Here is a 24,348-nt window from a genome sequence, read left to right on the forward strand (position 1 = left end):
CGTCGAGATTCGGTCTGATCGGCGAGCGCCCCATTGATCCACCATTCATCGCTGCACATTCAGCAAACTTTGCAGTTCGTGCATGCACGGTACTGAAGATCCGTGTACCGTAGCCGCCACGTCCTCCTCGAGACTACGAGAAGAGTGTTGTCACATGGCCGTGAAGTACGCCATCTGTGGACTGTCGAACCGCGGAATCGCCAGCTTCGTGCTGCCGCTGCTCGGCACCACCGGCGGGCGTGACACCGTCCTCGGCTACGGCAGCAACACCGAGGACTTCTCCGCGCACGGCGAGCTGGTCGCCGTCGTGGACCCGGACCGCGAGCGCGCCGAGGACTTCGTCGCCCGCCTGGTGCCCGACACCGCTCCGCCCGTGGCCATCTACTCCCCCGACGACTTCGACCGCATGGTGCAGGAGACGGCCGCCGAGCGCGTCATCGTCGCCTCCCCGGACAACTCCCACGAGACCTACATCCTCGCCGCGCTGGAACGGGGCCTCGACGTCGTCGCCGAGAAGCCGATGGTCACCACCGCCGCCGGCGCCGCCCGGGTGCTGGCCGCCGAGCGGCGGTCCGCCGGGACGGTGCTCGTCACCCACAACCTGCGCTACACGGCGCGTCACCGCCAGATCAAGCAGCTGCTGCTCGACGGCGCGATCGGCCGGATCGTCCACGTCTCGCTCGACTACTTCGTCGACGTCCGCCATGGCGCGAGCTACTTCCTGCGGTGGAACCGCGAGCGCGCCCGTTCCGGCGGGCTGTCGGTGCACAAGAGCACCCACCACCTCGACCTCGTCAGCTGGTGGCTCGCCGCCGAGCCGCGCCAGGTGCACGCGCTGGGCGGCCGGTCGTTCTACGGCGCCGACAGCCCGCACCGGCCGCGCACGGCGGGCGGGCAGTGGGCGCAGCGCGACGAGCTGCGCGAGCTCGACCCCTACTTCCGCGCGCAGCAGGGCTCCGGGGCGCTGACGCCCGACGCCCGCCAGGCGCGGACGGGGCTCTACGACCTGCCTTACCACCACCAGTACCCCGCCGGCCGCGACGACTACCTCTACGACGACGCCATCGATATCGAGGACCACTACGCCGCGCTCATCGGCTACGACGGCGGCGCCTCGGTCTCCTACTCGATCAACTTCTCCGCACCGTGGGAGGGATACCGGCTGATCATCACCGGCACCCACGGCCAGCTCGAGACGCAGACCGGCCGCACCCCGCAGGGCGAGCCGCTGCCCGGCACCGACCGGCTCATCCTGCGCCCGCTGTTCGAGGAGCCGCAGGTGCTGAGCATCGAGCAGGTGCTCGGCGGCCACGAGGGCGCCGACCCGCTGCTGCGCCACGACGTCTTCGTCGGCCCCACCGAGGAGTCCACCCGCCTCGGCCTGGTCGCCTCCTCCCGCGAGGGCGCCGTCGCGGTCGCCGCCGGCGAGGCGATCTGGCGGTCGATCGCGCAGGGCGGCCCGGTCGACGTCCAGGACCTGCTGCGGACGTCATGACCGACATCTCGCTGCACCCGTCCGCCCGCGGCTGGGCCTGGCACGGCGTCGCCGAGTGGCAAGCGGACGACGGCGTCACGCGCCCCTGGCGGATCAGCCAGGCGCTGACCAGCACCGCGCACAACGAGCACTTCAGCCACCGGGTCCGTACCCCCGCCGGCGTGCGCGCCGAGGTGGTCACCGACGCGACGTCGCTCACCGTCGCCGGCGCGCTCGGCCCCGGTACCGGAGAGACGCGGCCGGGCGTGATCGACGTCGTCGTCGACGGCGTGCTCCACTCCCGGCTGACCGTCCCGCAGCCGGGACCCGGCGCCCTGGCCGAGGTGGCCGACGTCGTCGCGCTGCCGGCAGGACCCAAACGGCTCGAGGCGTGGCTGCCGCACACCGAGGTCTTCGGGCTGCGCGAGATCACCCTCCGCGGCGTCACCACCGCCGAGGCCCCGCCGGCGCGGCCTCGCTGGCTCAGCTACGGCAGCTCGATCACGCACTGCGCGGAGGCTTGCGGCCCCACGGAGACCTGGCCGGCGCTGGTCGCCCGCAGCCTCGGGCTCGACCTGTACGGGCTGGGCCTGGGCGGGCAGTGCCACCTCGACCACGCCGTCGAGCGCACGATCGCCGACCAGCCGCTCGACTTCCTCTCGCTGTGCCTGGGGATCAACATCTACGGCCGCGGATCGTTCGACGAGCGCTCGCTCGGCTCGGCGCTGCACGGCTTCCTCGACCGCACGCTGCGCGCCCACCCGGGCATCCCGGTGCTCGTGATGTCACCGATCTGCGCGCCGCTGCTCGAGGACACCCTCAACCGGGCCGACCTCACCCTCGGCGCCGTCCGCGACACCGTCCGCCGGGTCGCGGCGGCGATCGACGACCCGCGCCTCACCTACCTCGACGGTCGCGAGGTCCTCGGCGCCAACGACGCCGCGCAGCACCTCGGCAGCGACCAGCTGCACCCGACCGCCGACGGCTACCGGCTGATGGCCGAGCGCCTCGCGCCGCGCCTGGCGGCCGCCTTCGGCCTCCGCCCGACCGCCGACGACCCCGCCGGGAGCCGCAGATGACCACCCCCGCCACGTCCGTCCAGCTCTACACGCTGCGCGAGCTCATCGCCGCCGACCTGCCCGGGACGCTGCGCGAGCTCGCCGCCATCGGTCTCACCGCGGTGGAGCCGCACCGGTTCCACTTCGACGTCGCCGGCATGCGGCGCGCCCTCGCCGGCGCCGGGCTCACCGCCCCCAGCGCCCACGCCCGGCTGCTCCAGCCGGCCGACGACGACGCCCCCGGCCGGCTGACGATCGGGCCCGACGCCGGAGCGATCCTCGACGCCGCCGCGGAGCTGGGCATCGCCACGGTGGTCCAGCCGACGGTGCCGCGGGAGACCTGGCAGAGCGCCGGTGCCGTGGCCGCGCTGGCCGAGCGGCTCAACGAGGTCGCCGCCATCGCCGCCGGCCGCGGCGTGCAGGTCGGGTACCACAACCACGCCTTCGAGCTCGAGCAGTCGCGGTGGCACACCGATCCTGGGCACAGCGCGATCGAGGTGCTCGCGGCGGCCCTCGACCCCGCCGTCGTCCTCGAGATCGACACCTACTGGGCGGCGGTCGGCGGGCTCGAGCCCGTCGCGCTGCTGCAGCGCCTCGGGCGCCGGGTCGCGCTGCTGCACGTGAAGGACGGGCCGGTGACCGCGGCCGCCGGCGACCAGCTGCCGCTCGGCGAGGGCCGCATGCCGATCCCGGAGATCCTACGGACCGCGGCGCACGCCCGGCCGGTCATCGAGCTCGACGACTACCGGGGCGACGTCCTCGACGCCGTCCGCCACAGCTACCGCTACCTCAGCGGGGTGCGGCCGTGAGCGTCCGGGTGGGCGTCCTCGGCGCCGGCACCATCTCCGAGGAGTACCTGACCAACCTCACCAGCTTCCCGGACCTCGACGTCACCTTCGTCGCGGACCTCGACGTCGAGCGGGCCCGCGCGCAGGCCGAGCGGCACGGCGTGCCGCACTGGGGCACCGGCGAGGAGCTGCTGGCCGGTGACGCCGAGATCGTCGTCAACCTCACCCAGCCCGCGTTCCACGTGAGCACCGGGCAGGCGGTGCTCGCCGCCGGCAAGCACCTGTGGGTGGAGAAGCCGCTGGCGCTGGACCCGGAGTCGGCGACGGCGCTGCTCGACGCGGCCCGTGCCGCCGGCCGGCGGGTGGCCGGCGCGCCGGACACCTTCCTCGGCGCCGGCCTGCAGACCGCGCTGCGGGCGGTGGCCGACGGGCTGATCGGCCGGCCGAGCAGCGCGCTGGTGGCGTTCGCGACCGCCGGCCCGCAGCGCTGGCACCCCGCGCCGGAGTTCCTCTTCTCCCCCGGCGGCGGCCCGCTGATGGACCTCGGCCCCTACTACCTCACCGCGCTCGTGCAGATGCTCGGGCCGGTCACCGAGGTCACCGCGCTGGGCGCCTCGTCGCAGCAGACCCGGACGATCGGCGACGGGCCGCGCGCCGGCCTGGAGTTCCCGGTGCTCGTCGACACCACGGTCAGCGCGATGCTGCGCTTCGCGTCCGGCGCCCACGCCGCCGCAACCTTCTCATTCGACTCCGGGGTGCGCCGCGCGCAGCTCGACCTCACCGGCGAGCTCGGCACGCTCGTGGCACCCGACCCCAACCGGTTCGCCGGCGACGTCGTCATCCACTCCAACCGGGGCGACGAGCCCGTCCAGGTCCCCACCGAGGGGACGACGACGACGCGGGGCATCGGCGTCGTCGAGATGGCGCGGGCGATCGCCGCCGGCCGCACGCCCCGGGCCGACGGCGCGCTGATGGCCCACGTCGTCGAGGTGATGTGGGCGACGCTGCGAGCCATCGACGACGGCGGTGCCGTGGCGGTCACCTCGACCGCCCCCATCAGCCCGCCGCTGCCCGCGAGGTGGGACCCGCACGAGGACACCGGGATCCGGCTCGGCTGACGCCCTGGATCGACCGGGCGCTGCACGTTTGTTGCAGCACCACCGGGACGCCACCGTATCCTTGCATCGTTGCAGCACTATTTGGAGGACAACATGAATGTCACCCTGGCCGACGTCGCCCGCGCCGCGGGGATCTCGCCGTCGACGGTGTCCCGGGCACTCTCGGCACCCGACAAGGTGAACGTGGAGACGGCCAAACGGATCCGCACGATCGCCGCCGAGATGGGGTACGTCTCGACGCACGCACCGCGCACCTCCACCCTGCCCCGCACCGACATGATCGGGCTCATCGTCCCGGACATCGCCAACCCGTTCTTCCCGCCGATCATCAAGGCGGTCCAGGCCCGCGCCGGCGCCCTCGGCCGCATCGCGGTCATCGCCGACGTCGACGAGCACGCTGCCGACGAGATCCGCCGTGCCGAGGCGCTGGCCGGCCGGATCGACGGCCTCATCATCGCCTCCGCTCGCAGCGCCGACGGGCCGCTGGCGACGCTGAGCGAGAAGCTGCCACTCGTGCTCGTCAACCGGCAGCACCCGCAAGTGTCCAACGTGACCATCGAGAACGCCGTCGGCATCTTCGAAGCCGTGGAGCACCTCGCGGCGCTCGGCCACCGCACGATCAGCTACCTCAACGGCCCCAAGCGGTCCTGGTCCAACACCCAGCGCCAGGCCGCGGTCCGCGAGGCCTGCGCCGCTTCCGAGATCGAGCTCATCGAGTTCGGCCCGTACGAGCCGCAGATCCAGGCCGGCGCGCACGCCGCCGACCTCGTCCACGCCTCGCGCGCCACCGCGGTCATCGCCTACGACGACCTCATCGCGCTGGGCGTGATGGCCAGGCTGACCGAGCGCGGCGTCCACGTCGGACCGCAGCTGAGCGTCATCGGCATCGACGACAGCCCGATGTCCGGGATGGCCTACCCGACCCTCACCACCGTGCACGTCCCCGGGGCGCAGGCCGGTGTCCAGGCCGTCGACCTCCTCCTCGACCTCATCGACGCCCACCTCCAGGGCGAGGCGCTCGCTCCGCTGCAGCGGTCGGCGCAGGTCGAGACCCGGCTGCTCGTGCGCGGCTCGACGGCGCCGGCACCCTCGCGCGACTGACACCCCCGGGTTTGGGCGAGGGCCTCGTCGCCGCGGGCCGGGGCGCGGGAAGGTGACGGTCGCGACCGGTCCCCGCGGAGCCGACTGAGGTGACGGGCCACGGTTCACTGCGCGTCGATCGACTCGACGTCGTCGTCGTCAGGGCCCAGCGCGAGCAGCCCAACGTCGCCGTCAAGCGCCGACTCCTCGTCGCAAAGTAGGGCTCCGGATATGCTGCACGATGCAGCAAGAACGTGCGGCACTCCCGGCGTCCGGTCGCTTTCCAGACCGTCACGCCACTCACCAATCGTTGATTCGCATGTCCTTTACGGTCTTGCAAGATCAACGGCAACGTTGCGACATGTCCCAGCACGTTGCTATGGTGTGCTGCATTGCCCGACGGCGCGGGGTGGCGCCGGCATCAGCGACGAGGGGACACAGTGGAATGTGCCACGACCAGCACGCCTACGTCGGCCCGCGCCTCGTCACCGACGACGCCGTCCTCGAGAATCACGCCGTCGTCGTCAGCGGCGGCCGGATCGACTCGGTCGTCCCGCGCGAGCAGCTCCCGGCGGGCATCGCCACCACCGACCTCGGCCCCGGCTATCTGACCCCCGGCTTCATCGACATCCACGTGCACGGTGCGGCCGGGCACGGATACCACGAGGCCACCCCGGAGGCATTCGCCGCGATCGGCTCGGCGCTGCTGGCCGCGGGCGTGACCACCGCGCTGCCGACCCTGGCGAGCGCGTCGATCGAGTCGCTGGAAGCGGCGCTCGACACGCTCGCCGGCCTCGGCGGCTCGGCAGGCCCGTGGCTCCCCGGCGCCCACCTCGAGGGACCGTACTTCTCCCCCGCGCAGCGCGGCGCCCAGGACATCAACGCCCTCCGCGTGCCCAGCGACGGCTCGGCCGACCGCATCCTCGAGCGGGCGGGCGACGTCGCCATGGTCAGCTTCGCCCCGGAGCTCGACGGCTCGGTCGTGCTCACCGAGCGGCTCGTCGCGGCCGGGATCGTCGCCGCCGCCGGTCACAGCGACGGCACCGCCGAGGACCTCGCGCGCTGCGAGGCCGCCGGCCTCAGCCACGTCATCCACGTGTTCTCCGGCCAGTCCACCACGGTGCGCCGCGGCCCCTGGCGGGTGCCGGGGATGCTCGAGGCGACGCTCGCCTCGGACACCCTCACCGTGGAGATGATCGCCGACGGCAAGCACCTGCCGCCGCTGCTCATGCGCCTCGCCCACCGCGGCGCCGGCGACCGGCTCTGCCTCGTCTCCGACGCGACGCCGGGGGCCGGGCTCCCCGACGGCAGCCGGTACCAGCTGGCGGACGTGAGCTACGACGTCGTCGACGGCGTCGGGATGACCCGCGAGCGCGACGCGTTCGGCGGCAGCACCACGCTGCTGGGCCAGATGCTGCCCATCGCGAAGGAGTCGCTGGGCATCAGCCTGCCGGCGGCGGTCGCGATGGTGACGGCGGTCCCGGCTCGCGCCGCCCGGCTCACCGACGTCGGGCGCCTCGTCCCCGGCTACTGGGCCGACCTCACCCTGCTCGACCACGATCTCGTCCCGCGCGCCGTGGCGCTGCGGGGTGCTTGGCAGACCACCGCACCGATGGAAGGAACAGTCTGATGACCACCACCCACTACGGCGACCTCGAGGTCAGTGTTCTGCCGACCGCCGCGGAGTCCGCCACCGCCGCGGCCGAGCTCTTCGCCGCCGCCGTGAACGAGGCGCTGGCGACGCAGGACGAGATCGCGGTCATCCTCGCGACCGGTAACTCCCAGCTGGCCTTCGTCGAGCTGGCCACCGCTCGCGACGACATCGACTGGTCGCGGATCACGGTGCTGCACATGGACGAGTACCTCGGCATGTCCGCCGACCACTCGGCAAGCTTCCGCCGCTGGATGCGCGAGAACGTCGCTGAGAAGGTCCAGCTCAGGGCGTTCGAGGGGGTGCGGGGCGATCACGAGCCCGCCGAGGAGGAGGTCGCCCGCTACACCCGGCTCCTCCAGGACCTCGACCCAGCCATCTGCGTCATGGGCATCGGCGAGAACGGCCACCTCGCGTTCAACGACCCGCCGGCCGACTTCGGGACGTCCGACCTCGTCCGGCTCGTCGAGATGGACGAGGCCTCCCGCCAGCAGCAGGTGGGCGAGGGCCACTTCCCGTCGCTGGCCGACGCACCCACGCACGCGCTGTCGCTGACCATCCCGGCGCTGCTGCGTCCCGGGACCGTCATCGTCAACGCCCCCGAGACTCGCAAGGCCGCCATCGTCAGGGCCGCCCTCGAGGGGCCGATCACCCCGGACGTGCCGGCCTCGATCCTGCGCCGCCAGCCGCACGCATGGCTCTTCCTCGACGCCGACTCCGCCGCGCTGCTCGCCCCGGCCGCGGACACCCGCGCGGCATCCATGACGCCGGCGAGCACGTCATGACGCTGCGCACCGACGCGCTCACCGCCACCATCGAGCGTGACGCCCACGGCCGGCGCACCCTCGTGGTGACCGCCGAGGACACCACCCGCCTCGACGCCTTCGAGGGCGACGGTGGACCGGCCGGCAGCAGTGTTGCGGCCGACGGCGGCGCTGCGGGACGCGACGGCGCACCAGCGGGCGGCTACCAGCTGCGCGGCCCGCTCTCCGCCGCCAACGCGGCCGCGCTGCGCACCGCCGTCGACAATCTCCGGCCCCGCCCGCTGGGCACCGGTCGCTCCATCGGCACCGGCGACCGGCTGGGCCTGGCCACCCCCGGCCACGCCCGGGCGTTCCAGGAGCACGGGCACGGCGTCACCCCGGTGTTCGCGCAGCAGTCGATCCGCGAGATGGACCGCCTCGGCCGCACCGCGCAGCAGGTGCTCGACGACGCCACCTTCGGCTGCGTCGAGGCCGGCTGGAGCGGGGGCGTCGGCGCCGACGCCGACCACATCAAGACCACCGAGGGCATCGACCGCGGACTGGCCGCCGGCTTCACCACGTTCACCCTCGACCCGGGCGACCACGTCGTCGACCCGGACCAGGTGACGGGCGACGTCACCTCGCTGGTGCCGTGGTCCGACCTCGAGGCCGACGCAGCCTCGCTGGTGCGACGCTACGGCGGCCATCAGGTCGACGTCGACGGCGAGACCGTCACCGCCACCGAGCACGACCTGCTGCGGGCGGCGGTGAAGTACGGCGCGGCGATCGCCGAGACCGTGCGGCTGAGCCGCCACCTGCGCGACCACGCCCGGCACGACGTCGAGATCGAGGTCGCGATCGACGAGACCGACCTTGTCACCAGCGCCGTCGAGCACTACTACGTCGCGGCCGAGCTCGAGCGGCTGGGCGTGCGATGGGTCAGCCTCGCGCCCCGGTACGCCGACGGCTTCGAGAAGGGCGTGGAGTACCTCGGCCAGGTCGAGGCGCTCGCCGCCAACCTCCGCGGCCACACCGCGGTCGCCGAACAGTTCGGCGGGTACAAGATCTCGCTGCACTCCGGCTCGGACAAGTTCAGCATCTACCCGGCCGCCGTCGAGGCCACCAAGGGCCGGATCCACCTGAAGACGTCCGGCACCAGCTATCTCAGCGCGCTCGAGGTGGCCGCCCGCCAGGCGCCGGACCTGCTGCGGGAGATCTACGGCGTCAGCCGTGAGTCCTACCGCAAGGCCCGGGCGAGCTACCAGGTCTCGGCCGACGTCGACCGCACGCCCGACCCGGCCAGCGTCCCGGACGCCGACCTGCCCGAGCTGGTGACCGCCTTCGACAGCCGCCAGATGCTCCACGTCGGCTACGGCGACGTGCTCACCGCCGTCGACGGCGCCGGGCAGCGGTACTTCGACGCCGCGCTGCGTGAGGTGCTCACCGTCAACACCGAGCTGTACGCCACCGTGCTCGCCGACCACCTCGGCCGGCACGTGGCCCCGTTCGCGGTGACGGGCTGACGGCCGGGGCACCGACGCACCCTCTCGCTTTGGGTGTGGGTTTCTGGTCGCCTGCGGGCCACAACCCTTCACCTAAGCGTTGGCGACGGGACTGCCGGCGCCGAGGGTAGAGTCGCCGCGCAGGGCGGGTTGCCCTCCGACCTGACAGCTGGAGGATCGAACGTGGCAGTACGCACGACAGTCACCGCGGACGCCCTCGCGGCGCGGACGTACCGACGGTGAGGCCCCGATTCGAGGAGCTCGCGTGGCGGTCGACCGCGATCGGCGAGCTCAGCCTGCGCCGCCGGGTGGAGCCGACGCTCGGTGTCGAGGTCTACGAGGTCAAGCTGGGCGACGAGTTCCTCATGTCCAGCCTGTTCACCGTGGCTGAGGAAGAGCTGGCTCGGCTGGCGCTGGCCGAGCTCGACGAACCGGCCATCGACGTCGTCGTCGGCGGCCTGGGGCTGGGGTACACCGCGCGAACCGCCCTGGCCGACGACCGGGTGCGATCGCTGACCGTCGTCGACCTCCTGGAGGACGTCATCGACTGGCAGCGACGCGGGCTCCTCCCGGGCGCCGCAGAGCTGACCGAGGACCCGCGTGCCGAGCTGGTGGTCGGCGACTTCTTCGCCAGGTCCGCGTCAGCGGAGGGCTTCGACGCGAACCAGCCCGGGCGCCGCTTCCACGCCATTCTGCTGGACATCGACCACTCACCCCGCCACGTCCTGAACGAGGCCCACGGCCGCTTCTACACCGAGGCTGGCCTGCGGGAGCTGGCGCGGCACCTGCTCCCCGGCGGCGTCTTCGCGCTGTGGTCGAACGACCCGCCCGACGAGGACTTCTGCGCGCTGGCCCGGGCGGTGTTCACCCAGGTGCGTGCGGTGGAAGTGAGCTTCCCCAACTTCTACTCCGGCGCCTCCTCGGCGAACACGATCTACCTGACCCGCTGACCCGCCAGCAGCGCCCAGCGTTGCCGCCGGGGCTCCGTCATCGTCACCGGAGTACCCGGTTCACGACGGGGCGGGCAACGCGGTTGTGACTCGCGCCACTCCCGGGACCGCGCCGGGAACCCGCCAGTACGCTGTCGCGTTGAGCGGTGTACCTCCGCCGGCCGACGCCGGCACGCACGGAGCGCCAACGCCACGACACGACCCGGAAAGGGCCATGGACGAGTCCCATAGACCGAGCACCCAGATTGTCGACGCCACCCACCGGAGGTGCGTCCGTTGATCTGGGTGCTCTCCCTGCTTCTCGGCGTCGTCGTCGTCCTCCTCATCACCGCGGTGACGGGCTACTTCGTGGCCCAAGAGTTCTCCTACATGGCGGTCGACCGCTCCCGGCTGACCGCCCGCGCCGACGGCGGTGACCCCACCGCCGCACAGGCGCTGAAGGTCACCCGGCGCACGTCCTTCATGCTCTCCGGGGCGCAGCTCGGCATCACCGTCACCGGGCTGCTCGTCGGCTACGTCGCCGAGCCGCTCATCGGCCAGGCCCTCGGCGAGGCCCTCGGCGGTGTCGGCATCCCGACCGGCGTGGGCATCGCCGTCGGGACGGTGCTCGCGCTGGTGTTCTCCACGTTCGTGCAGATGCTCTTCGGTGAGCTGTTCCCGAAGAACCTCGCGATCGCCCGGCCGGAGCCGGTCGCGCTGTGGCTGGCCCGCTCCACCAATATCTACCTCGCGCTGTTCGGCTGGCTCATCAAGGTCTTCGACGCCGCGTCCAACGCCCTGCTGCGGCTGCTGCGCATCGAGCCGGTCCACGACGTCGAGTACTCGGCGACCGCCCGCGACCTGGAGCACATCGTCGCGGAGTCCCGCCTCAGCGGTGACCTGCCCGCCGACCTCTCCGTGCTGCTCGACCGGGTGCTCGACTTCCCGCGCCAGGACGTGGAGCACGCGATGATCCCGCGGGCCCGCGTCGACGTCGTCCGCACCGACCTGCCGCTCACCCGGGTGCGCGAGCTGATGGCGACCGGCCACTCCCGCTACCCGGTGCTCGACGAGGACGACGACGTCGTCGGCGTCATCCACATGACCGACCTGCTGGGCGCGACCGTCACCGACGTCACCACCGCCGCTGACCTGCAGCGGCCGGTGCTCGTGCTGCCCACCGCGATGACGCTGCCCGACGCGCTGAGCGAGCTGTCGGCCAGCCGCAACGTCATGGCGTGCATCGTCGACGAGCACGGCACCTTCACCGGCATCCTCACCCTCGAGGACCTCGCCGAGGAGCTCGTCGGGGAGATCACCGACGAGCACGACGCCCACGAGCCGCCCGGCCTCACCGCCGAGGACGACGGCAGCTGGACCATCGCGGGTGACGTCCACATCGACGAGGTGGAGCGCGCCATCGACCACGACCTGCCCCGCGGCGACTACGAGACGCTCGCCGGCCTCGCGATCGAGGTGCACGGCTCGCTGCCCGACGTCGGCGACGAGGTCACCATCGCACTGCCGCCCGACCTCGCCGACCTCGCGCTGGCCGACCCACCACCCGACAGGGAGCTGCGCCTCACCGTGCTGGAGATTGAGCGCCACGTCCCGGCGCTGCTGCGCGCCGCCCTCGCTGACGCCGGGGCACCGGGCGCCGGCTCGCCGGACGCGGCTGACTCGGTTGACTCGGCTGGCGACAAGGAGGCGGGCCGATGAGCAACCCCTGGGTCATCGCCGCCATCACCGTCGCGATCATCGGCCTCAGCGCCTTCTTCGTCGCCATCGAGTTCGCGCTGCTCGCCGCCAAGCGGCACCGCCTCGAGGACGCCGCGGCCACCAGCCGGTCGGCCCGCGCCGCGCTGCGCAGCTCCACCGAGCTCACCCTGCTGCTCGCCGGCTCACAGCTCGGCATCACCGTCTGCACCCTCGCGCTGGGCGCGATCACCAAGCCCGCCGTGCACCACTGGATCACCCCGGTGGTGAGCGACCTCGGGGCGCCGCTGTGGGCGGCCGACGTCGTCGGGTTCGTCCTCGCGCTGGTCATCGTGACCTTCCTGCACCTCGTCGTCGGCGAGATGGCACCGAAGTCGTGGGCGATCGCCCACCCGGAGAAGTCCGCCACCATGCTCGCGCTGCCGATGCGGGCCTTCATGGTCACGGTCCGGCCGCTGCTCGTTGCGCTCAACAATGCCGCGAACTGGTGCCTGCGCAAGGTGGGGGTGACCCCGGCGGAGCAGGTGGCCACGGGCCAGAACCCGGAGGACCTGCGGCACCTCGTGGCGCACTCGACCAGCGTCGGCGCGCTCGACATTGCCTACTCCGACCGGCTCGCCGGCGCGCTGGACCTGCGCCGGCTCACCGTGGCGGACCTCGTCGCCGACAATCCGCCACCCGTCATGGTGCCGGCCGACGCGACGGCGAGCGCGGTGCGCGACGCCAGCCACCGCAGCGGGCACCTGCGGATCCTCGTCCAGGAGCCGGACGGCGCGGCGCCCCGGGGCGTGGTGCACGTGCGGGACACGCTGATGATGGCCGACGACGAGCCGATCGCCGGCGTCACCCAGCCGGTCTTCGAGCTGGCGCCGGACCTGCTGCTGCACACCGCACTGGCCCGGATGCGCGAGACGTCCAACCACCTGGCCATCGTCCGCACCGGTGAGCAGAGCGTGGCGGTGGCGACCATCGCCGACGTCCTCGCCCGACTCTTCCCCCGCACCACCGCCGAGGCGCAAGGCGCCAGCGCGGGGTGAGTTGCGGCAGTCCTCCAGTCACCGACAGCAGACTTGTCCACGCCGCTCCCCAGCCCCCGTCCCCCCGTCCCCCCGTCCCCCCGTCCCCCCGTCACCGACAGCAGACTTGTCCACGCCGCTCCCCAGCCCCCCGTCACCGACAGCAGACTTGTCCACGCGCCCGGCCCCATCCCCGTCACCGACAGCGGGATTGTCCACGCGCCCGGCGCTTGGGTGTGTAGTCCTGGACCTCCTGCGCCCAAACCCACACACCTAAGGCCGGCGAGCCCGGCGCACGGCCGCCCGCTGCCGGCGAGAGCGCCGGCCCGACTGCGCCGGCGGGGCAGCGCCGCCGCGCCCTCGTGCGAGCAGAGGCCGGAGCGGCTGCGCAACTCCCCGGCCGACGTCGCCGCGGCGCGTCGGGTCGAGGCCGACCTGGACTACCTCGGCGCGTGGTGACATCAGCCGGCAGGCGACGAACGCGGCACTGGAATCGGGTGGAGGCCTGTCGGAAGCGCGTCGTAATAGGTATCGTCAAAGGATCTGAATCACATCGAACGTGCGTCATTAGTTCGCAACTCGTCAACTTGAGGAGTTAGTCCTGTGGCTCCATCCAGTGCCCGTGCAGGTCACCGGTCGCGCATGGCTGGTGAGTACCCGCAGCGTCCGGAAGAGTGGAGCATCGCGCAGATCGCTTCCTACCTCAACGAGAACCTGGGCCCCAGGCTCGTCGCGTACATGGTCGGAAAGAACACGCAGACCGTTGCTCGCTGGGCGCGTGGCACCCAGCAGCCACCGCAGCCCGACGTCGAGCGACGGCTCCGCGGCGCGTTCCAGATCTTTCAGCACCTCGTGGAGACCGACTCACGTCACGTCATCCGCGCCTGGTTCATCGGCATGAACCCTCAGCTGGAGGACCGCAGCCCAGCTGAGCTCGTCGCCGAGGGCGAGCTCCGTGCCGCCATGGCGGCGGCGCGGGCATTCGCCTCCGGCGGATGAGTCAGCCTCGGGTCGTGATGCCACCTGCAAAGCTGTGGCGGGTGGCACGACTCGGGATGGGCACCACATTCTCCGAGATCAGTCCCGTGGACGCGGCCTCACAGCACGCTGGAAATCGGTTCGACGTCTCGGGAGGTGGAGTGCTGTACGCCTCCACTGATCTCGAAGGCTGCTACCGCGAAACGCTAGCCAGATTGCGGCCGGCTCAGCACGCCGCCGCCCTCGACGAAGATGGCACCAGTTTCATGCGGGCCGGTCAGGGACGAAGACGCCCACCCCGTCTACTCAGGGCTGCGGTACATGTCGCGCACCGGCGCCTTCGAGTGCTGGGCGATCTTCGACGGTACGAGCGTGGAGGAGGTTGCACCGGCCGGTGAGATCACGTTGCGAGATGTGAAGTTGCGCAGGGTCGCAGACGACTTCCAACTCACCCGCCACTGACGCTCGAGGCATTCTCGTCCGTTGGCTCAGCCGCCGTACCGAATCAGACCCAGGTCAGGACGTAGTTCGTCACCAGCACCACGGCGAGCAGCACCGCCGCGGGTAGCAGCACGATCTTGAAGATCGGCCGCAGCTCGTCACGCAGCCCGACGGCCGACGCCCCGCCTCGCCCGCTTTCGTGCAATCTGCGCACTGTAGCTGTAGCACCTGCCGCGCTCACCACGATGCGTGAGACGTCGAACCGACTGGCGGTCTTCCGCACTTGGTGGCTCCGCCACTCGGGCCGGGCGAGGGGGGCTCAGGTGGCCACCGAGTCGTCTCTACGGGGCGATGGCGGCGACAGCCTCGGCGATCAGCTCTCGTGACCGAGTGCGCCGCTCGGGGTCGACGAGCATGTCCTGCACCATGATCTCGGTGGCGCCGGTGAGCTGGACGAGCTGCTCGAGCTGACTGCGCAGGGTCGCGGCGGTGCCCGCCAGCTGCCGCGGGATCGTCACCCCGTCGAAGCTGCTGGGGAGGGCCTTCATCACCGGGGTGAGGGCGGCCTCCGCCTCGGCCACGGTGGACGTCGTCGCCGGCTCGCCGGTCAACAGCTTCTGCCGGAGGTGCCGGGCGGGCCACGTCAGCCGGTGCGCCGTCTCCGCGTCATCCGCGGCGACCATGTTGAGTGCGAGGATCGCCCCGCGCCGGCCCGCGCCGTCGGGCGGGGCCTGGAAGCTGTCGCGATGGGTGCCGAGGGCGCGAACGGCGGCGTCGGGGTTGATGAACCCCGCGAAGGCGTACCCAAGGGCGAGGTTGCCGGCCAGGTCAGCACTGTTTCCCGAGGAGCCGAGGAGCCACACCTCGGGCAGGCTGTCGATGCCCGCGGTCAGGTCGAACGTGGCGAACGGGTGATCGGCGGCGAAGGTGCCGTGCATGTGCGCGAGGACCTCCTTGACCTGCGAGGCGAAGTCGTCCACCGGTTGCGCCTGCCGGTCGCGGCGCAGCGCGGCGTCGACGAGCGGGCCGGCGGTGGCTCGTCCCAGACCGAGGTCGATCCGTCCCGGGGCCAGTGCCTCGAGCTGCAGGAAGCGCTCGGCGACACTGAACGAGCTGTAATGGTTGAGGAGCACAGCACCCGACCCCACCCGGATGCGGGTGGTCTCCCGGGCGGCGACGGCGATGAGCGCGACCGGATCCTGGGAGGCGTAGCCCGGGGTGTCGTGGTGCTCGGCGTACCAGATCCGGTGGTAGCCGAGCTCCTCGGCCTCCCGCGCCGCGTCCAGGGCGGTGACCAGCGCGTCGTGCTTGCTGCCACCGGGGCTGACCGGGGCCAGCTCGACCAGGGAGTACTTCATCGCCCGGCGTCTCCGTCCTGGCCGTCCGAGTCCGGGAGCCCGTTCTCGTACGGGATACCGAGGTGGTCACGCAGCGTCCGGCCAGTGTACTTGCGTCGCAGCAGCCTCCTCGCTGCTGGAGGATCAGAGCCAGGTCAGGACGTACGTCGCCACCAGCACCACGGCGAGCAGCAGCACGATCTTGAAGCTGCTCGTCCAGATGCTCCGCCTGCTCGACCGTCGCGGCCGCTGGCTGTTCGCCGCCGTCGCGAAGTCGCGGGCGCCGCACTCGCTGTCGGAGCACGAAGACATCGTCGCCGCGCTCATAGGCCGCGACATCGACCACGCAACCGACCTCACCCGGGCGCACATCGAGCACACCCGCGCGGCACTGGTGCAGCACTGGGTGGATCGCGAGGAGCGGGAGGACGACGCCGCGGCGGTGGTGGCGGCCGCGCGGGCGTGATGCCGGCCGGCCGGGCATGACGCGGCCGGCCTCGTTCCCCACCACATCCCAGCCCATCACCGGCACGTTGGGTAGCTCCGACGATCGGCAGCGGACCGAACCGTACCTGTGGAGCCGGTCATGGCCGACGTCAGGGTGTCGCCGTACACTCGATGTATGACTCCAAAGTTGGCGGACTACATCGAGGCGGGCAAAGCCCTCGATGCTGAGGAGCGACTTGAGGCGGCCCACCAGCTCCTGCTTAGTGTCGATCGAGACGCCGATGCAGATCAGGACGAGATCGTCGCGGCATGGGACGAAGTCATCGACCGTCGTGTCAAGGAGATCGTCAGCGGCACGGCCAAGCTCGTTGATGGAGGCGAGGCGCACACGCGAGTCCGTGCCGAGATTGCCGCGCTCCGCAAGTGAGCTTCACCTGGCGCGAGCACGGCGAGGCTCTCGATGAGTATCGTGCCGCTGCCCAGTGGTACGAGGCGAATCGCACGGGCTGGGGCAGTGTCTTCATGGATGCGGTCGACGCGACGATCGACAGCATCATCGACCCCTCGATCGGATGGGGCTTCTACCAGGATCGTCGTCGCACGCCGCAGGTCTATTCGCGCAGTGTCGCCGGCTTTCCGTTCGACATCGTCTTTCTCCTGATCGACAGCGAGGTCGCCATCGTCGCCTACGCGCACGAACGACGGCGCCCCAGGTACTGGGAGCACCGCGCTCTTCGCGCCTAGGTGTGTGGTTCTGGCTCTGCCCGGGCCATAACCACACACCTAGCGACGCGTCCCGACCCGATCCGCCCGGCTCCGGCCCTCACCCGGTCATGGCACCCAGCCGCGGCGCGACGTCCGGGTTCGCCGCGAGGAACTCGTGGATGGTGCCGTCGGCGAAGGCCGCGGAGACCGCCGCGAAGGGCGCATCGTCGAGGATGACGATCGACTGCCGGCCGTCGGGGCTCCATCCGGTGCCCTCGTAGGGAGCGGTGATAAAGCTCAGTCCGTTCTTGCGCAGCTCCCGGGCGCTGAACGCCAGGTTCCGCATCTCACCGATCGTCAGGGTCTCCTCGACGCCGAGCGACTGGCTGAAGCTCTCCAGGACGGCCCACAGCTGTGCCGGGTCGGTGAGGACGTCGCGGCTGATCGTTGCGTCGAGGATCGAGCGCATCCAGTTCTGCTGGCGCTGCACGCGGTCGAAGTCGCCGCCGGGCAACGTGTACCGCTCGCGCACGTACTGCAGTGCCTGCTCGCCGTCGAGCACACGCTCGCCGGGTTCGAGGACGGTGTCGCCCACCTGCAGCGGTTGCGCTAGGCGGATCTCGACCCCGCCGAGCTCGTCGGTCATCGCCGCGAACGAAATGAAGTCCGCGATCGCGACATGGTCGATGCGCACCCCGGTGAGCGACTCGAGGGTCGCCACCGTCAGTGCCGGGCCGCCGAACGAGAAGGCGGCGTTGAGCTTGTGGTGACCGTGGCCGGGGATCTCGACCCACGAGTCGCGCGGGATCGACATCGCCGTCACCGACTTCCGGTCGCCCGAGAGCTGCACGAGCATGATCGCGTCGGTGCGTTGCGCGCCGAGCTCCCACTCCTCCGGCTCGCCCGCCGAGATCCTGCTGTCCGAGCCGAGCACCAGGAAGGTCACCGGGCTGCGGGCCGCGGCACCGTCGTCGTCGGCCGCGGTGCGCGGCGCGGGCGCCGGCCGCTCCGCCAGCGCGGCGAACGGGTCGGGGAACCGCTCGATGTTCGCGTCCAGCCGCGACTGCAGGTAGAACAGGCCGCCCATGGCGCCACCGCCCAGCAGGAGTATGAAGCTCAGCGCGACGAAGAACGCCACCTTCACCATCCGGCTGCCGCCGGGCTCCGGCTCTGTCACGGGCGGGCCGGGCAGGTCGGGTGTACCAGATGATGCGCCGGCAGGGCGAGCGTCGGTGGGGGCAGAGGGGTGCATCATCGTCGATCCCTAGGTCCACGGAGGACTTCTCCCCCTTCAGTTCCGTAGGGTACGACTAAAGGACGAGTGCCGGGTGCGTTTGAACCTCCGTCACCGACAAGCGATTTGTCCACGCCGGCAACCCGCCCACGCCGGCCGCCGTCGCCAAGGTGTGTCGTTCTGGACCTCCTGCGGCCAAACCCACACACCTAAGCGCGGCAGGGCGGGCGCCGGCCGGACGGGCCAAGCTCATCCCCGACCCTGGCCATCGCAAACTACCCGTAGATCGCCGGCACCGCGCGGTCGCCGTCGTCCACCCGAACCGCACCGCCCCTGCGCAGCGACGCGATCCCCGCCGCCGCGGCGAGGTTCGCCCGGTGCCCGTCCCACGCCGAGGCCCCCACCGTGCCGCCGCGGCCGGCAGCGTCGACCCACGCGACGAGCTCGTCTCGGTAGGCCTCGGCGAACCGGGCGCGGAAGTCCGCGGGGACCGGGGTGCCGGTCAGTCCGTCGGCCGCCACCGCCAGGTGGCCGGGCGCGCCCAGGCTCACCGCGCCACGGTCGCCGACCACCTCGCAGCGGACGTCGTACCCGTACCCGGCCGACAGGAACACCTCGATGGTGGCCAGCACCCCGGACGCGAGCTCGACGGTCGCCAGCTGCGGATCGCGCAGCCCTGCGCCACCGAGCCGCCCACCCCTCGGCGACCGCACCTGCACCTCGACCACCTGCGACCCGAGCAGCCACGGCAGGGTGTCGAGCTCGTGCACCATCGAGTTGGCCACCACGCCCTCGGTGGTCGCGTCCGGGTGCGGTCGGGCGTTGCGGTGGACGTTGTGCACGAGCAGCGGCTCCCCGACGACGCCGTCGCGCACCGCCCCGCCGCAGCGCGCAGTAGGCGGGGTCGAACCGCCGCATGAAACCCACCGTCACCAGCCGGCGGCCGGCCGCGACCTCCGCCGCCACCACCCGCGCGGACTCCGCCGGCCCCGTGCCGAGCGGCTTCTCGCACAGCACCGGCTTGCCCGCGACGATCGCGGCGAGCGTCAGCGGCACATGAGTGGCGTCGGGCGACGCGATGATCACCGCGTCGACGTCGTCGCGGCCGATGAGCTCCTCGCCGCTGGCGGCCACCCGCGCGCCGGCGAGCCGGGCGAGCTCCTCCGCCGGACGGGTCGCGGCGTCGTAGACCGCCCGCACCCGCGCGCAGGGCACGTGCGCGAGCAGGGTGCGGACGTGGTCGGCGCCCATCGCGCCGGCACCGACCACGCCGATATCGAGCACCCTCGCCGCTCCTTCGCCCACCGTCCCGCTGCCGTCAGCCCTCGTCGGCGATGTCCTCGTCGGCGGCCTGCTCCTCGAGCTGGCTGCCGTACTCCTCAGCGTTATCGGTGGTCACCACGGTCACCCCGGTGTCCACCCGCTCGTCGATCGTGCCGCCGTCGAGCAGCTCGACCGCGAGCTCCACGCTCGTCTTGCCCATCTCGTAGGAGTTCTGCGCGATGCTGGCGTCCAGCTCGCCGGCAACCATCGAGTCGACGGCGTCGCCAGTGCCGTCCACCCCGACGACGAGGATGTCGGTCATCTCCACCCCGGCGGCCTTGATCGCCTCCAGCGCGCCCAGCGCCATGTCGTCGTTGGCGGCGAACACGATCGACACCTCCGGGTTGGCCAGCAGGATGTCGGCCATCACCGAGCGGCCCTCGGCGCGGTCGGAGTTGGCCGAGAGGTCCGCGACCACCTCGATGCCGCTGCCCTCGATGGTCTCCAGCACGCCGTCGACGCGGGCGTCGGTCGACGGGTTGCCCGGCACGCCGCGGATGACGGCGATGCTGCCGGCGTCGGCCTGCTCGAGGATGTACTCCCCCGCGGTGACGCCGGCGGCGTGGTTGTCGGTGCCGATGAAGGTCTCCTTACCGTCCCAGTCGGCGATGTCGGTGTCGACGAGCAGCACCGGGATGTCGGCGTCGACCGCCTGCTGAAGGATCGGCTCGAGCTGCTCGGCCTGCGTCGGGGCGACGACGAGCGCGTCGACCTGCTGGGTGATCGCGGCGCGGACCTTGTCGATCTGCTCCTGCACCTGCGTCTCGGCGGTGGCACCGGCGAGGGTGACGGTGGCGCCGGTCTCCTCGCCGCCGTCCTCGACGCCGCCGGCGACCTGCAGCCAGAACGGTGACGAGAGCGTCTTGAGGACGACGGCGACGGTGTAGGCGTCGTCGTCCCCGCCGTCGGCGTCGCCGCCATTGCCGTCCCCACCGCAGGCGGCGAGGACGAGGGTGCCGGTGAGGACGGTGGCGGCGAGCGCCGCCCCGTTGCGGGTGAGCTTCATGGCTGGTGTCCCTTCTGCGTGGCGCCCTCGGTGGCGCCGACGATCATCGCGACCATGTCCTGCGCCGTCTGCGGCGAGGGACGCGTGCTGCCCACAACCCGGCCCTGGCGCATGACGACGGCGTTGTCGCACACCTTCACCACGTGGTCCATGTTGTGGGAGATGAGAATGATGGAGATGCCGTGCTCCCGCGGCAGCCGCCGCACGGTGTCGAGCACGTTGCGGGTCTCGCGCACCCCGAGCGCGGCGGTGGGCTCGTCGAGGATGAGCACCCGGCGGGCGAAGGACACCGCACGGGCGACCGCGATCGCCTGCCGCTGCCCGCCGGACATCAGCCCGACCTGCCCGCGCAGGTTCGGCAGGTGCACCTGCATCTTGGCGAGGCGGTCCTTGACGTCGCGCTGCATCGCCTTGCGGTCCAGCCAGCCCAGCGCGCGCCAGCCGCGCGGCCTGGTCAGCTCCTGCCCGACGTAGAGGTTGGTGACGACGTCGAGGTTGTCGAACAGCGAGAGGTCCTGGTAGACCGCCTCGATGCCGTGCCGCCGGGCGTCGGTCGGGTTGTCGATGCTCACCCGGGTGCCCTCGAGGTAGATGTCGCCCTCGTCGAGCCGGTGCACGCCCGTGATCGCCTTGATCAGCGTGGACTTTCCGGCGCCGTTGTCGCCGAGCAGCCCGACCACCTCACCCGGGCGGACGGCGAGGTCGACGCCGGCGAGCGCGGTGACCGCGCCGAACCGTTTGACCGCGCCGCGGACCTCCAGCACCGGCGGCTCGGCCGCGCCGCTGCCGCCCGCCTGTTGCGCCGTCGTCGTCATCTCAGGCCTCCGACTCCTCGGTGCGGACCACGCGCAGCCGGTTCTCCAGCCCCGACCGCACGACGTCGAGCTCGACGGCGATGACGACGGCGGTGCCCAGCGCGACGTACTGCCAGCTGCTCTGCACGTTCATCAGGTTGAGGCCGTTCTGGATGACGCCGAGGATGAGCGCGCCGACCAGCGTGCCGACCACCGTGCCGCGGCCGCCGAAGAAGCTGGCGCCGCCGATGATGACGGCGGCGATCGCGGACAGCTCCATGAGGTTGCCCGCGGTCGGGTAGGCCGAGTTGGTCTGGCCGGAGACGACGATCGCCGCGGTGCCCGCCGACATCCCGCTGAGCACGTACACCGAGATGAGCACCCGGTCCACCGGCACCCCGACCCGGCGGGCCGCCTCCCGGTTGCCGCCGATGGCGTAGACCCACTGCCCCCAGGTGATCCGCCGCAGCAGCACGTAGACCAGCAGCGCGAGCACGGCCACGAGGATCACCGCGTACGGCACGTAGCCGATGCGGCCGGAGCCGATGGCCGTCACCGCCGGCGGCATGCCGGTGATCGGCTGCCCCTCGCTGACGATCAGGGCGACGCCGCGGGCGACCATGAGCATGGCGAGGGTCGGCAGGAACGGGTGGGGCAGCTTGCCCTTGACGAACAGCGTGCCGTTGACGGCGCCGGCGAGACCACCGGCGAGAATCATCGTCGGGATCACCAGCCAGCCGGAGACCACGTCGAGCTCGCGGATCCATAGCGCGCCGAAGATGCTCGACATCGCGATGAGCGAGCCGACCGACAGGTCGATGCCGGCGGTGATGATGACGAGCAGCTGGCCCAGCGCGAGGATCGCGACCACCGACGCCTCGAGGCCGACGTTGCCGAGGTTGACCGGGGACAGGAACAGCGGGTTGAGCGCGGCCAGCACCGCCATGATGATCAGCAGCAGCAGGACCGGGCCGAGGCGCACGACGGTGAGCGCCGCGGAGAGGGTGCGGCTGCGAGCACCGGGCCCGCCGGCCGCTGGGCCGCGAGTGGGCGACGGCGACGGTTCCTTCGCCACGGCCGTCATGTCTCCCCCTCGAGTCCGTACCACGGCCCAGTGTGGTGGAACGGTGACGGGGGCGCCAGGGGGTTGGCACGGTGGGGCGCCGCGCACATGTTCGGGCTTGACAGCCGTACTGTACAGGTATGAACATGTCTACATGAGTCGTGAAGTAGCGATGACGCGCCGCGAGAAGATCGTCCAGACCCTCGCCGAGCGCATCAGTGCCGGGGAGCTCCAGGCTGGCGACCAGCTCGGCAGCGAGAGCGCCATCGCCGCGGAGTTCGGCGTCTCCCGGGGCACCGTTCGCCAGGCGCTGCAGGATCTTCAGCGCCTCGACCTCATCGCCACCCGCGCCGGCGTCGGCTCCTTCGTCACCTTCGACGGGCAGCCGCTGGACCCGGAGGTCGGCTGGGCCCGCGCCCTCACGGACGTCGGCGCCGAGATCACCACCGAGATCCTCGGCATCACCCTCCTCACCGCCTCACCCGCCGTCGTGCCGGAGCTCGAGGGCACCGAGTCGGTCGTGGTGACCCGCCGCCGACTGCTGGGCTCGCGCCCCGTCTCCTACGAGCAGGCGACCATCCCCGCCAGCGGCCCGTTGCGCGACCTCCCCCGGACCGGGCTCATCGACGGCTCGCTCACGACGACGCTGCGCCACGCGGGCCTGGTCGCCCACCACGGCACCCAGGACGTCCGCGTCGCCCGCACCACCCCGGAGATCGCCGCCGCCCTCGAGCACGAGCCGGGCACGCCGTACCTGCGCACCACCCGCACCTCCTACAGCCGCGGCGGCGACGTCGTCGAGCACGTCGAGTCCTACCTCGACCCGCAGCACTTCAGCCTCCATCTCACCTTCGGCGAGGAGCCCTCCGCATGACGACCCTCGACGACCGCGCGCTGGGCGCGCTCACCGGCCTCGCCCTCGGCGACGCCCTCGGCATGCCCACCCAGTCGATGTCCCGCGAGCAGATCGCCGCCGAGCTGGGCGCCGTCACCGAGCTGGTCGATGCCCCGGCACACCAGCCGATCGCGCCGGGCATGCCCGCCGGCTCGGTCACCGACGACACCGAGCAGGCCCTCCTCGTCGCCGATCTCCTGCTCGACGGCGGCGGCACCGTCGCCCCCCGCGCCTTCGCCGACGCCCTCATGGCGTGGGAGCAGACCATGCGGGCCAAGGGCTCGCTCGACCTGCTCGGCCCCTCCACCTCCGCGGCGATCTCCGCGATCGCGGCCGGCGGGGACCCGACGACGGCGGGTACCACCGGCACTACCAACGGCGCCGCCATGCGGGTCACCCCGGTGGCCATCGCTTACCCGTCCGCCGACGCCGACGCCCTCCTCGGCGCCGTGCACGACCTCAGCTTCGTCACCCACAACACCGGGCTGGGACTGTCCAGCGCCGCCGCCGTGGCCGGGGCCGTCTCCGCCGCGATCGACGGCGCCGACCTCACGTCCGCGCTGGACTACGCGCTGGACCTCAGCACCCGGGCGCAGCGGCTCGGCCACTGGATCGCCGGCGCATCGGTGCCCGAGCGCGCCCGCTGGGCGCTACGCACGGCCACCCGGATGACCACCGCCGAGCTCGCCGACTACCTCAGCGACGTCGTCGGCACGTCCGTGCAGTCCCAGGAGTCGGTCGTCGCGGCGTTGGTGATCGTCCAGCACTTCCACGCCGAGCCCTTCGACGCACTCTGCTTCGCCGCCTCCCTCGGCGGCGACACCGACACCATCGCCGCCATGGCCGGGGCGATCCTCGGCGCCCTCCACGGGGACGTCGCCTTCCCGGCCCGGCAGGTCCGCACGATGCTCGAGGTCAGCGGGATCGACCTCGCCACCACCACCGACCGTCTCCTGCACCTGCGCCGACGTCCCGCCTCGGCCTGACCAGCCCCGGCCACCCACCACTGCCCCACCACCACGACGACGCCGTCCGGCATCGCCTTCCCCA

25 protein-coding genes and 2 pseudogenes are annotated in these 24,348 nt (G+C 72.0%); 19 read left to right on the top strand and 8 right to left on the bottom strand.

Annotation, left to right across the window (positions count from 1 at the left end; all coding sequences use genetic code 11):
- Positions 1 to 154: 154 nt before the first annotated feature.
- The 14 genes and pseudogenes from V2J52_RS14325 to V2J52_RS14385 all read left to right on the top strand — a co-directional run bounded on the left by V2J52_RS14325 (position 155) and on the right by V2J52_RS14385 (position 14,515).
- The gene (locus V2J52_RS14325) at positions 155 to 1,495 is read left to right on the top strand and encodes a Gfo/Idh/MocA family protein (RefSeq protein ID WP_331228405.1); all 1,341 of its coding nucleotides are present in this window, start codon (positions 155 to 157) and stop codon (positions 1,493 to 1,495) included.
- Positions 1,492 to 2,553, top strand: a complete 1,062-nt coding sequence (locus V2J52_RS14330) for a GDSL-type esterase/lipase family protein (RefSeq protein ID WP_331228406.1) — start codon at positions 1,492 to 1,494, stop codon at positions 2,551 to 2,553. The genes V2J52_RS14325 and V2J52_RS14330 overlap by 4 nt, the downstream gene beginning before the upstream one ends.
- Complete coding sequence (locus tag V2J52_RS14335) at positions 2,550 to 3,341, top strand: sugar phosphate isomerase/epimerase family protein (protein ID WP_331228407.1); 792 nt, start codon at positions 2,550 to 2,552, stop codon at positions 3,339 to 3,341. The genes V2J52_RS14330 and V2J52_RS14335 overlap by 4 nt, the downstream gene beginning before the upstream one ends.
- Entirely contained in the window at positions 3,338 to 4,438 is a 1,101-nt protein-coding gene (locus V2J52_RS14340) for a Gfo/Idh/MocA family protein (RefSeq protein WP_331228408.1), read from the top strand. Before V2J52_RS14335 ends, V2J52_RS14340 begins: the two co-directional genes overlap by 4 nt.
- Positions 4,439 to 4,531: 93 nt before the next feature.
- The gene (locus tag V2J52_RS14345; RefSeq protein ID WP_331228410.1) at positions 4,532 to 5,539 is read left to right on the top strand and encodes a LacI family DNA-binding transcriptional regulator; all 1,008 of its coding nucleotides are present in this window, start codon (positions 4,532 to 4,534) and stop codon (positions 5,537 to 5,539) included.
- Positions 5,540 to 5,963: 424 nt separating this feature from the next.
- The gene (locus V2J52_RS14350; protein WP_331228411.1) at positions 5,964 to 7,148 is read left to right on the top strand and encodes an N-acetylglucosamine-6-phosphate deacetylase; all 1,185 of its coding nucleotides are present in this window, start codon (positions 5,964 to 5,966) and stop codon (positions 7,146 to 7,148) included.
- A complete protein-coding gene (locus V2J52_RS14355; RefSeq protein WP_331228412.1) occupies positions 7,148 to 7,954 on the top strand; it encodes a 6-phosphogluconolactonase in 807 nt (268 codons plus the stop codon). The genes V2J52_RS14350 and V2J52_RS14355 overlap by 1 nt, the downstream gene beginning before the upstream one ends.
- Positions 7,951 to 9,435, top strand: coding sequence for a tagaturonate epimerase family protein (locus V2J52_RS14360; RefSeq protein WP_331228413.1), 1,485 nt, complete (start codon positions 7,951 to 7,953; stop codon positions 9,433 to 9,435). Before V2J52_RS14355 ends, V2J52_RS14360 begins: the two co-directional genes overlap by 4 nt.
- Positions 9,436 to 9,653: 218 nt before the next feature.
- Entirely contained in the window at positions 9,654 to 10,364 is a 711-nt protein-coding gene (locus V2J52_RS14365) for a spermidine synthase (RefSeq protein WP_331228414.1), read from the top strand.
- 276 nt (positions 10,365 to 10,640) lie between these two features.
- Positions 10,641 to 12,062 carry a hemolysin family protein gene (locus tag V2J52_RS14370; RefSeq protein ID WP_331228543.1) on the top strand — a complete coding sequence of 474 codons (1,422 nt, stop codon included), beginning with the start codon at positions 10,641 to 10,643 and terminating at the stop codon, positions 12,060 to 12,062.
- Positions 12,059 to 13,096 (top strand): CNNM domain-containing protein, encoded by a 1,038-nt coding sequence (locus V2J52_RS14375; protein ID WP_331228415.1) that lies wholly within the window; start codon positions 12,059 to 12,061, stop codon positions 13,094 to 13,096. Before V2J52_RS14370 ends, V2J52_RS14375 begins: the two co-directional genes overlap by 4 nt.
- A gap of 621 nt (positions 13,097 to 13,717) precedes the next feature.
- Positions 13,718 to 14,074 (top strand): hypothetical protein, encoded by a 357-nt coding sequence (locus V2J52_RS14380; protein ID WP_331228416.1) that lies wholly within the window; start codon positions 13,718 to 13,720, stop codon positions 14,072 to 14,074.
- A 17-nt stretch (positions 14,075 to 14,091) separates the two neighbouring features.
- Positions 14,092 to 14,328: pseudogene (locus V2J52_RS17085) on the top strand (RES domain-containing protein); the annotation flags it as partial.
- Between the two features lie 46 nt (positions 14,329 to 14,374).
- Positions 14,375 to 14,515, top strand: a complete 141-nt coding sequence (locus tag V2J52_RS14385; RefSeq protein ID WP_331228417.1) for a hypothetical protein — start codon at positions 14,375 to 14,377, stop codon at positions 14,513 to 14,515.
- A gap of 43 nt (positions 14,516 to 14,558) precedes the next feature.
- Here V2J52_RS14385 and V2J52_RS14390 read toward each other — a convergent pair whose 3' ends face one another.
- Together V2J52_RS14390 and V2J52_RS14395 are read right to left on the bottom strand one after the other, a co-directional pair.
- The gene (locus tag V2J52_RS14390; protein ID WP_331228418.1) at positions 14,559 to 14,699 is read right to left on the bottom strand and encodes a hypothetical protein; all 141 of its coding nucleotides are present in this window, start codon (positions 14,697 to 14,699) and stop codon (positions 14,559 to 14,561) included.
- 136 nt (positions 14,700 to 14,835) lie between these two features.
- Positions 14,836 to 15,852 (bottom strand): MsnO8 family LLM class oxidoreductase, encoded by a 1,017-nt coding sequence (locus V2J52_RS14395; RefSeq protein ID WP_331228419.1) that lies wholly within the window; start codon positions 15,850 to 15,852, stop codon positions 14,836 to 14,838.
- 181 nt (positions 15,853 to 16,033) lie between these two features.
- Between V2J52_RS14395 and V2J52_RS14400 the strand changes: the two genes are divergently transcribed.
- From V2J52_RS14400 to V2J52_RS14410, 3 genes are all read left to right on the top strand, one after another.
- Positions 16,034 to 16,297 carry an FCD domain-containing protein gene (locus V2J52_RS14400; protein ID WP_331228420.1) on the top strand — a complete coding sequence of 88 codons (264 nt, stop codon included), beginning with the start codon at positions 16,034 to 16,036 and terminating at the stop codon, positions 16,295 to 16,297.
- A 156-nt stretch (positions 16,298 to 16,453) separates the two neighbouring features.
- Entirely contained in the window at positions 16,454 to 16,705 is a 252-nt protein-coding gene (locus V2J52_RS14405) for an addiction module protein (RefSeq protein ID WP_331228421.1), read from the top strand.
- Positions 16,702 to 17,022: a hypothetical protein gene (locus V2J52_RS14410; RefSeq protein ID WP_331228422.1), complete on the top strand. Its 321-nt coding sequence runs from the start codon at positions 16,702 to 16,704 to the stop codon at positions 17,020 to 17,022. Before V2J52_RS14405 ends, V2J52_RS14410 begins: the two co-directional genes overlap by 4 nt.
- Positions 17,023 to 17,101: 79 nt before the next feature.
- On the opposite strand, the gene V2J52_RS14415 is transcribed toward V2J52_RS14410, so the two are convergent.
- From V2J52_RS14415 to V2J52_RS14440, 6 genes and pseudogenes are all read right to left on the bottom strand, one after another.
- Entirely contained in the window at positions 17,102 to 18,160 is a 1,059-nt protein-coding gene (locus V2J52_RS14415) for an LCP family protein (protein ID WP_331228423.1), read from the bottom strand.
- A 332-nt stretch (positions 18,161 to 18,492) separates the two neighbouring features.
- A complete protein-coding gene (locus tag V2J52_RS14420; protein WP_331228424.1) occupies positions 18,493 to 19,092 on the bottom strand; it encodes a Gfo/Idh/MocA family oxidoreductase in 600 nt (199 codons plus the stop codon).
- A gap of 103 nt (positions 19,093 to 19,195) precedes the next feature.
- Positions 19,196 to 19,468, bottom strand: a pseudogene (locus V2J52_RS17090) (Gfo/Idh/MocA family protein); the annotation flags it as partial.
- Between the two features lie 67 nt (positions 19,469 to 19,535).
- On the bottom strand, positions 19,536 to 20,546 hold the full coding sequence (locus V2J52_RS14430) for a sugar ABC transporter substrate-binding protein (RefSeq protein ID WP_331228426.1): 1,011 nt from the start codon (positions 20,544 to 20,546) through the stop codon (positions 19,536 to 19,538).
- Positions 20,543 to 21,361 (bottom strand): ATP-binding cassette domain-containing protein, encoded by an 819-nt coding sequence (locus V2J52_RS14435; RefSeq protein WP_331228427.1) that lies wholly within the window; start codon positions 21,359 to 21,361, stop codon positions 20,543 to 20,545. The genes V2J52_RS14430 and V2J52_RS14435 overlap by 4 nt, the downstream gene beginning before the upstream one ends.
- A 1-nt stretch (position 21,362) precedes the next feature.
- Entirely contained in the window at positions 21,363 to 22,424 is a 1,062-nt protein-coding gene (locus tag V2J52_RS14440) for an ABC transporter permease (RefSeq protein WP_331228428.1), read from the bottom strand.
- A 133-nt stretch (positions 22,425 to 22,557) separates the two neighbouring features.
- On the opposite strand from V2J52_RS14440, the gene V2J52_RS14445 reads away from it, so the two are divergent.
- Positions 22,558 to 23,277 carry a GntR family transcriptional regulator gene (locus tag V2J52_RS14445; RefSeq protein ID WP_331228429.1) on the top strand — a complete coding sequence of 240 codons (720 nt, stop codon included), beginning with the start codon at positions 22,558 to 22,560 and terminating at the stop codon, positions 23,275 to 23,277.
- On the top strand, positions 23,274 to 24,284 hold the full coding sequence (locus V2J52_RS14450) for an ADP-ribosylglycohydrolase family protein (RefSeq protein ID WP_331228430.1): 1,011 nt from the start codon (positions 23,274 to 23,276) through the stop codon (positions 24,282 to 24,284). The genes V2J52_RS14445 and V2J52_RS14450 overlap by 4 nt, the downstream gene beginning before the upstream one ends.
- Positions 24,285 to 24,348 lie beyond the last annotated feature (64 nt).

This window comes from Georgenia sunbinii, assembly GCF_036421875.1.
Taxonomy (GTDB): Bacteria; Actinomycetota; Actinomycetes; order Actinomycetales; family Actinomycetaceae; genus Georgenia_B; species Georgenia_B sunbinii.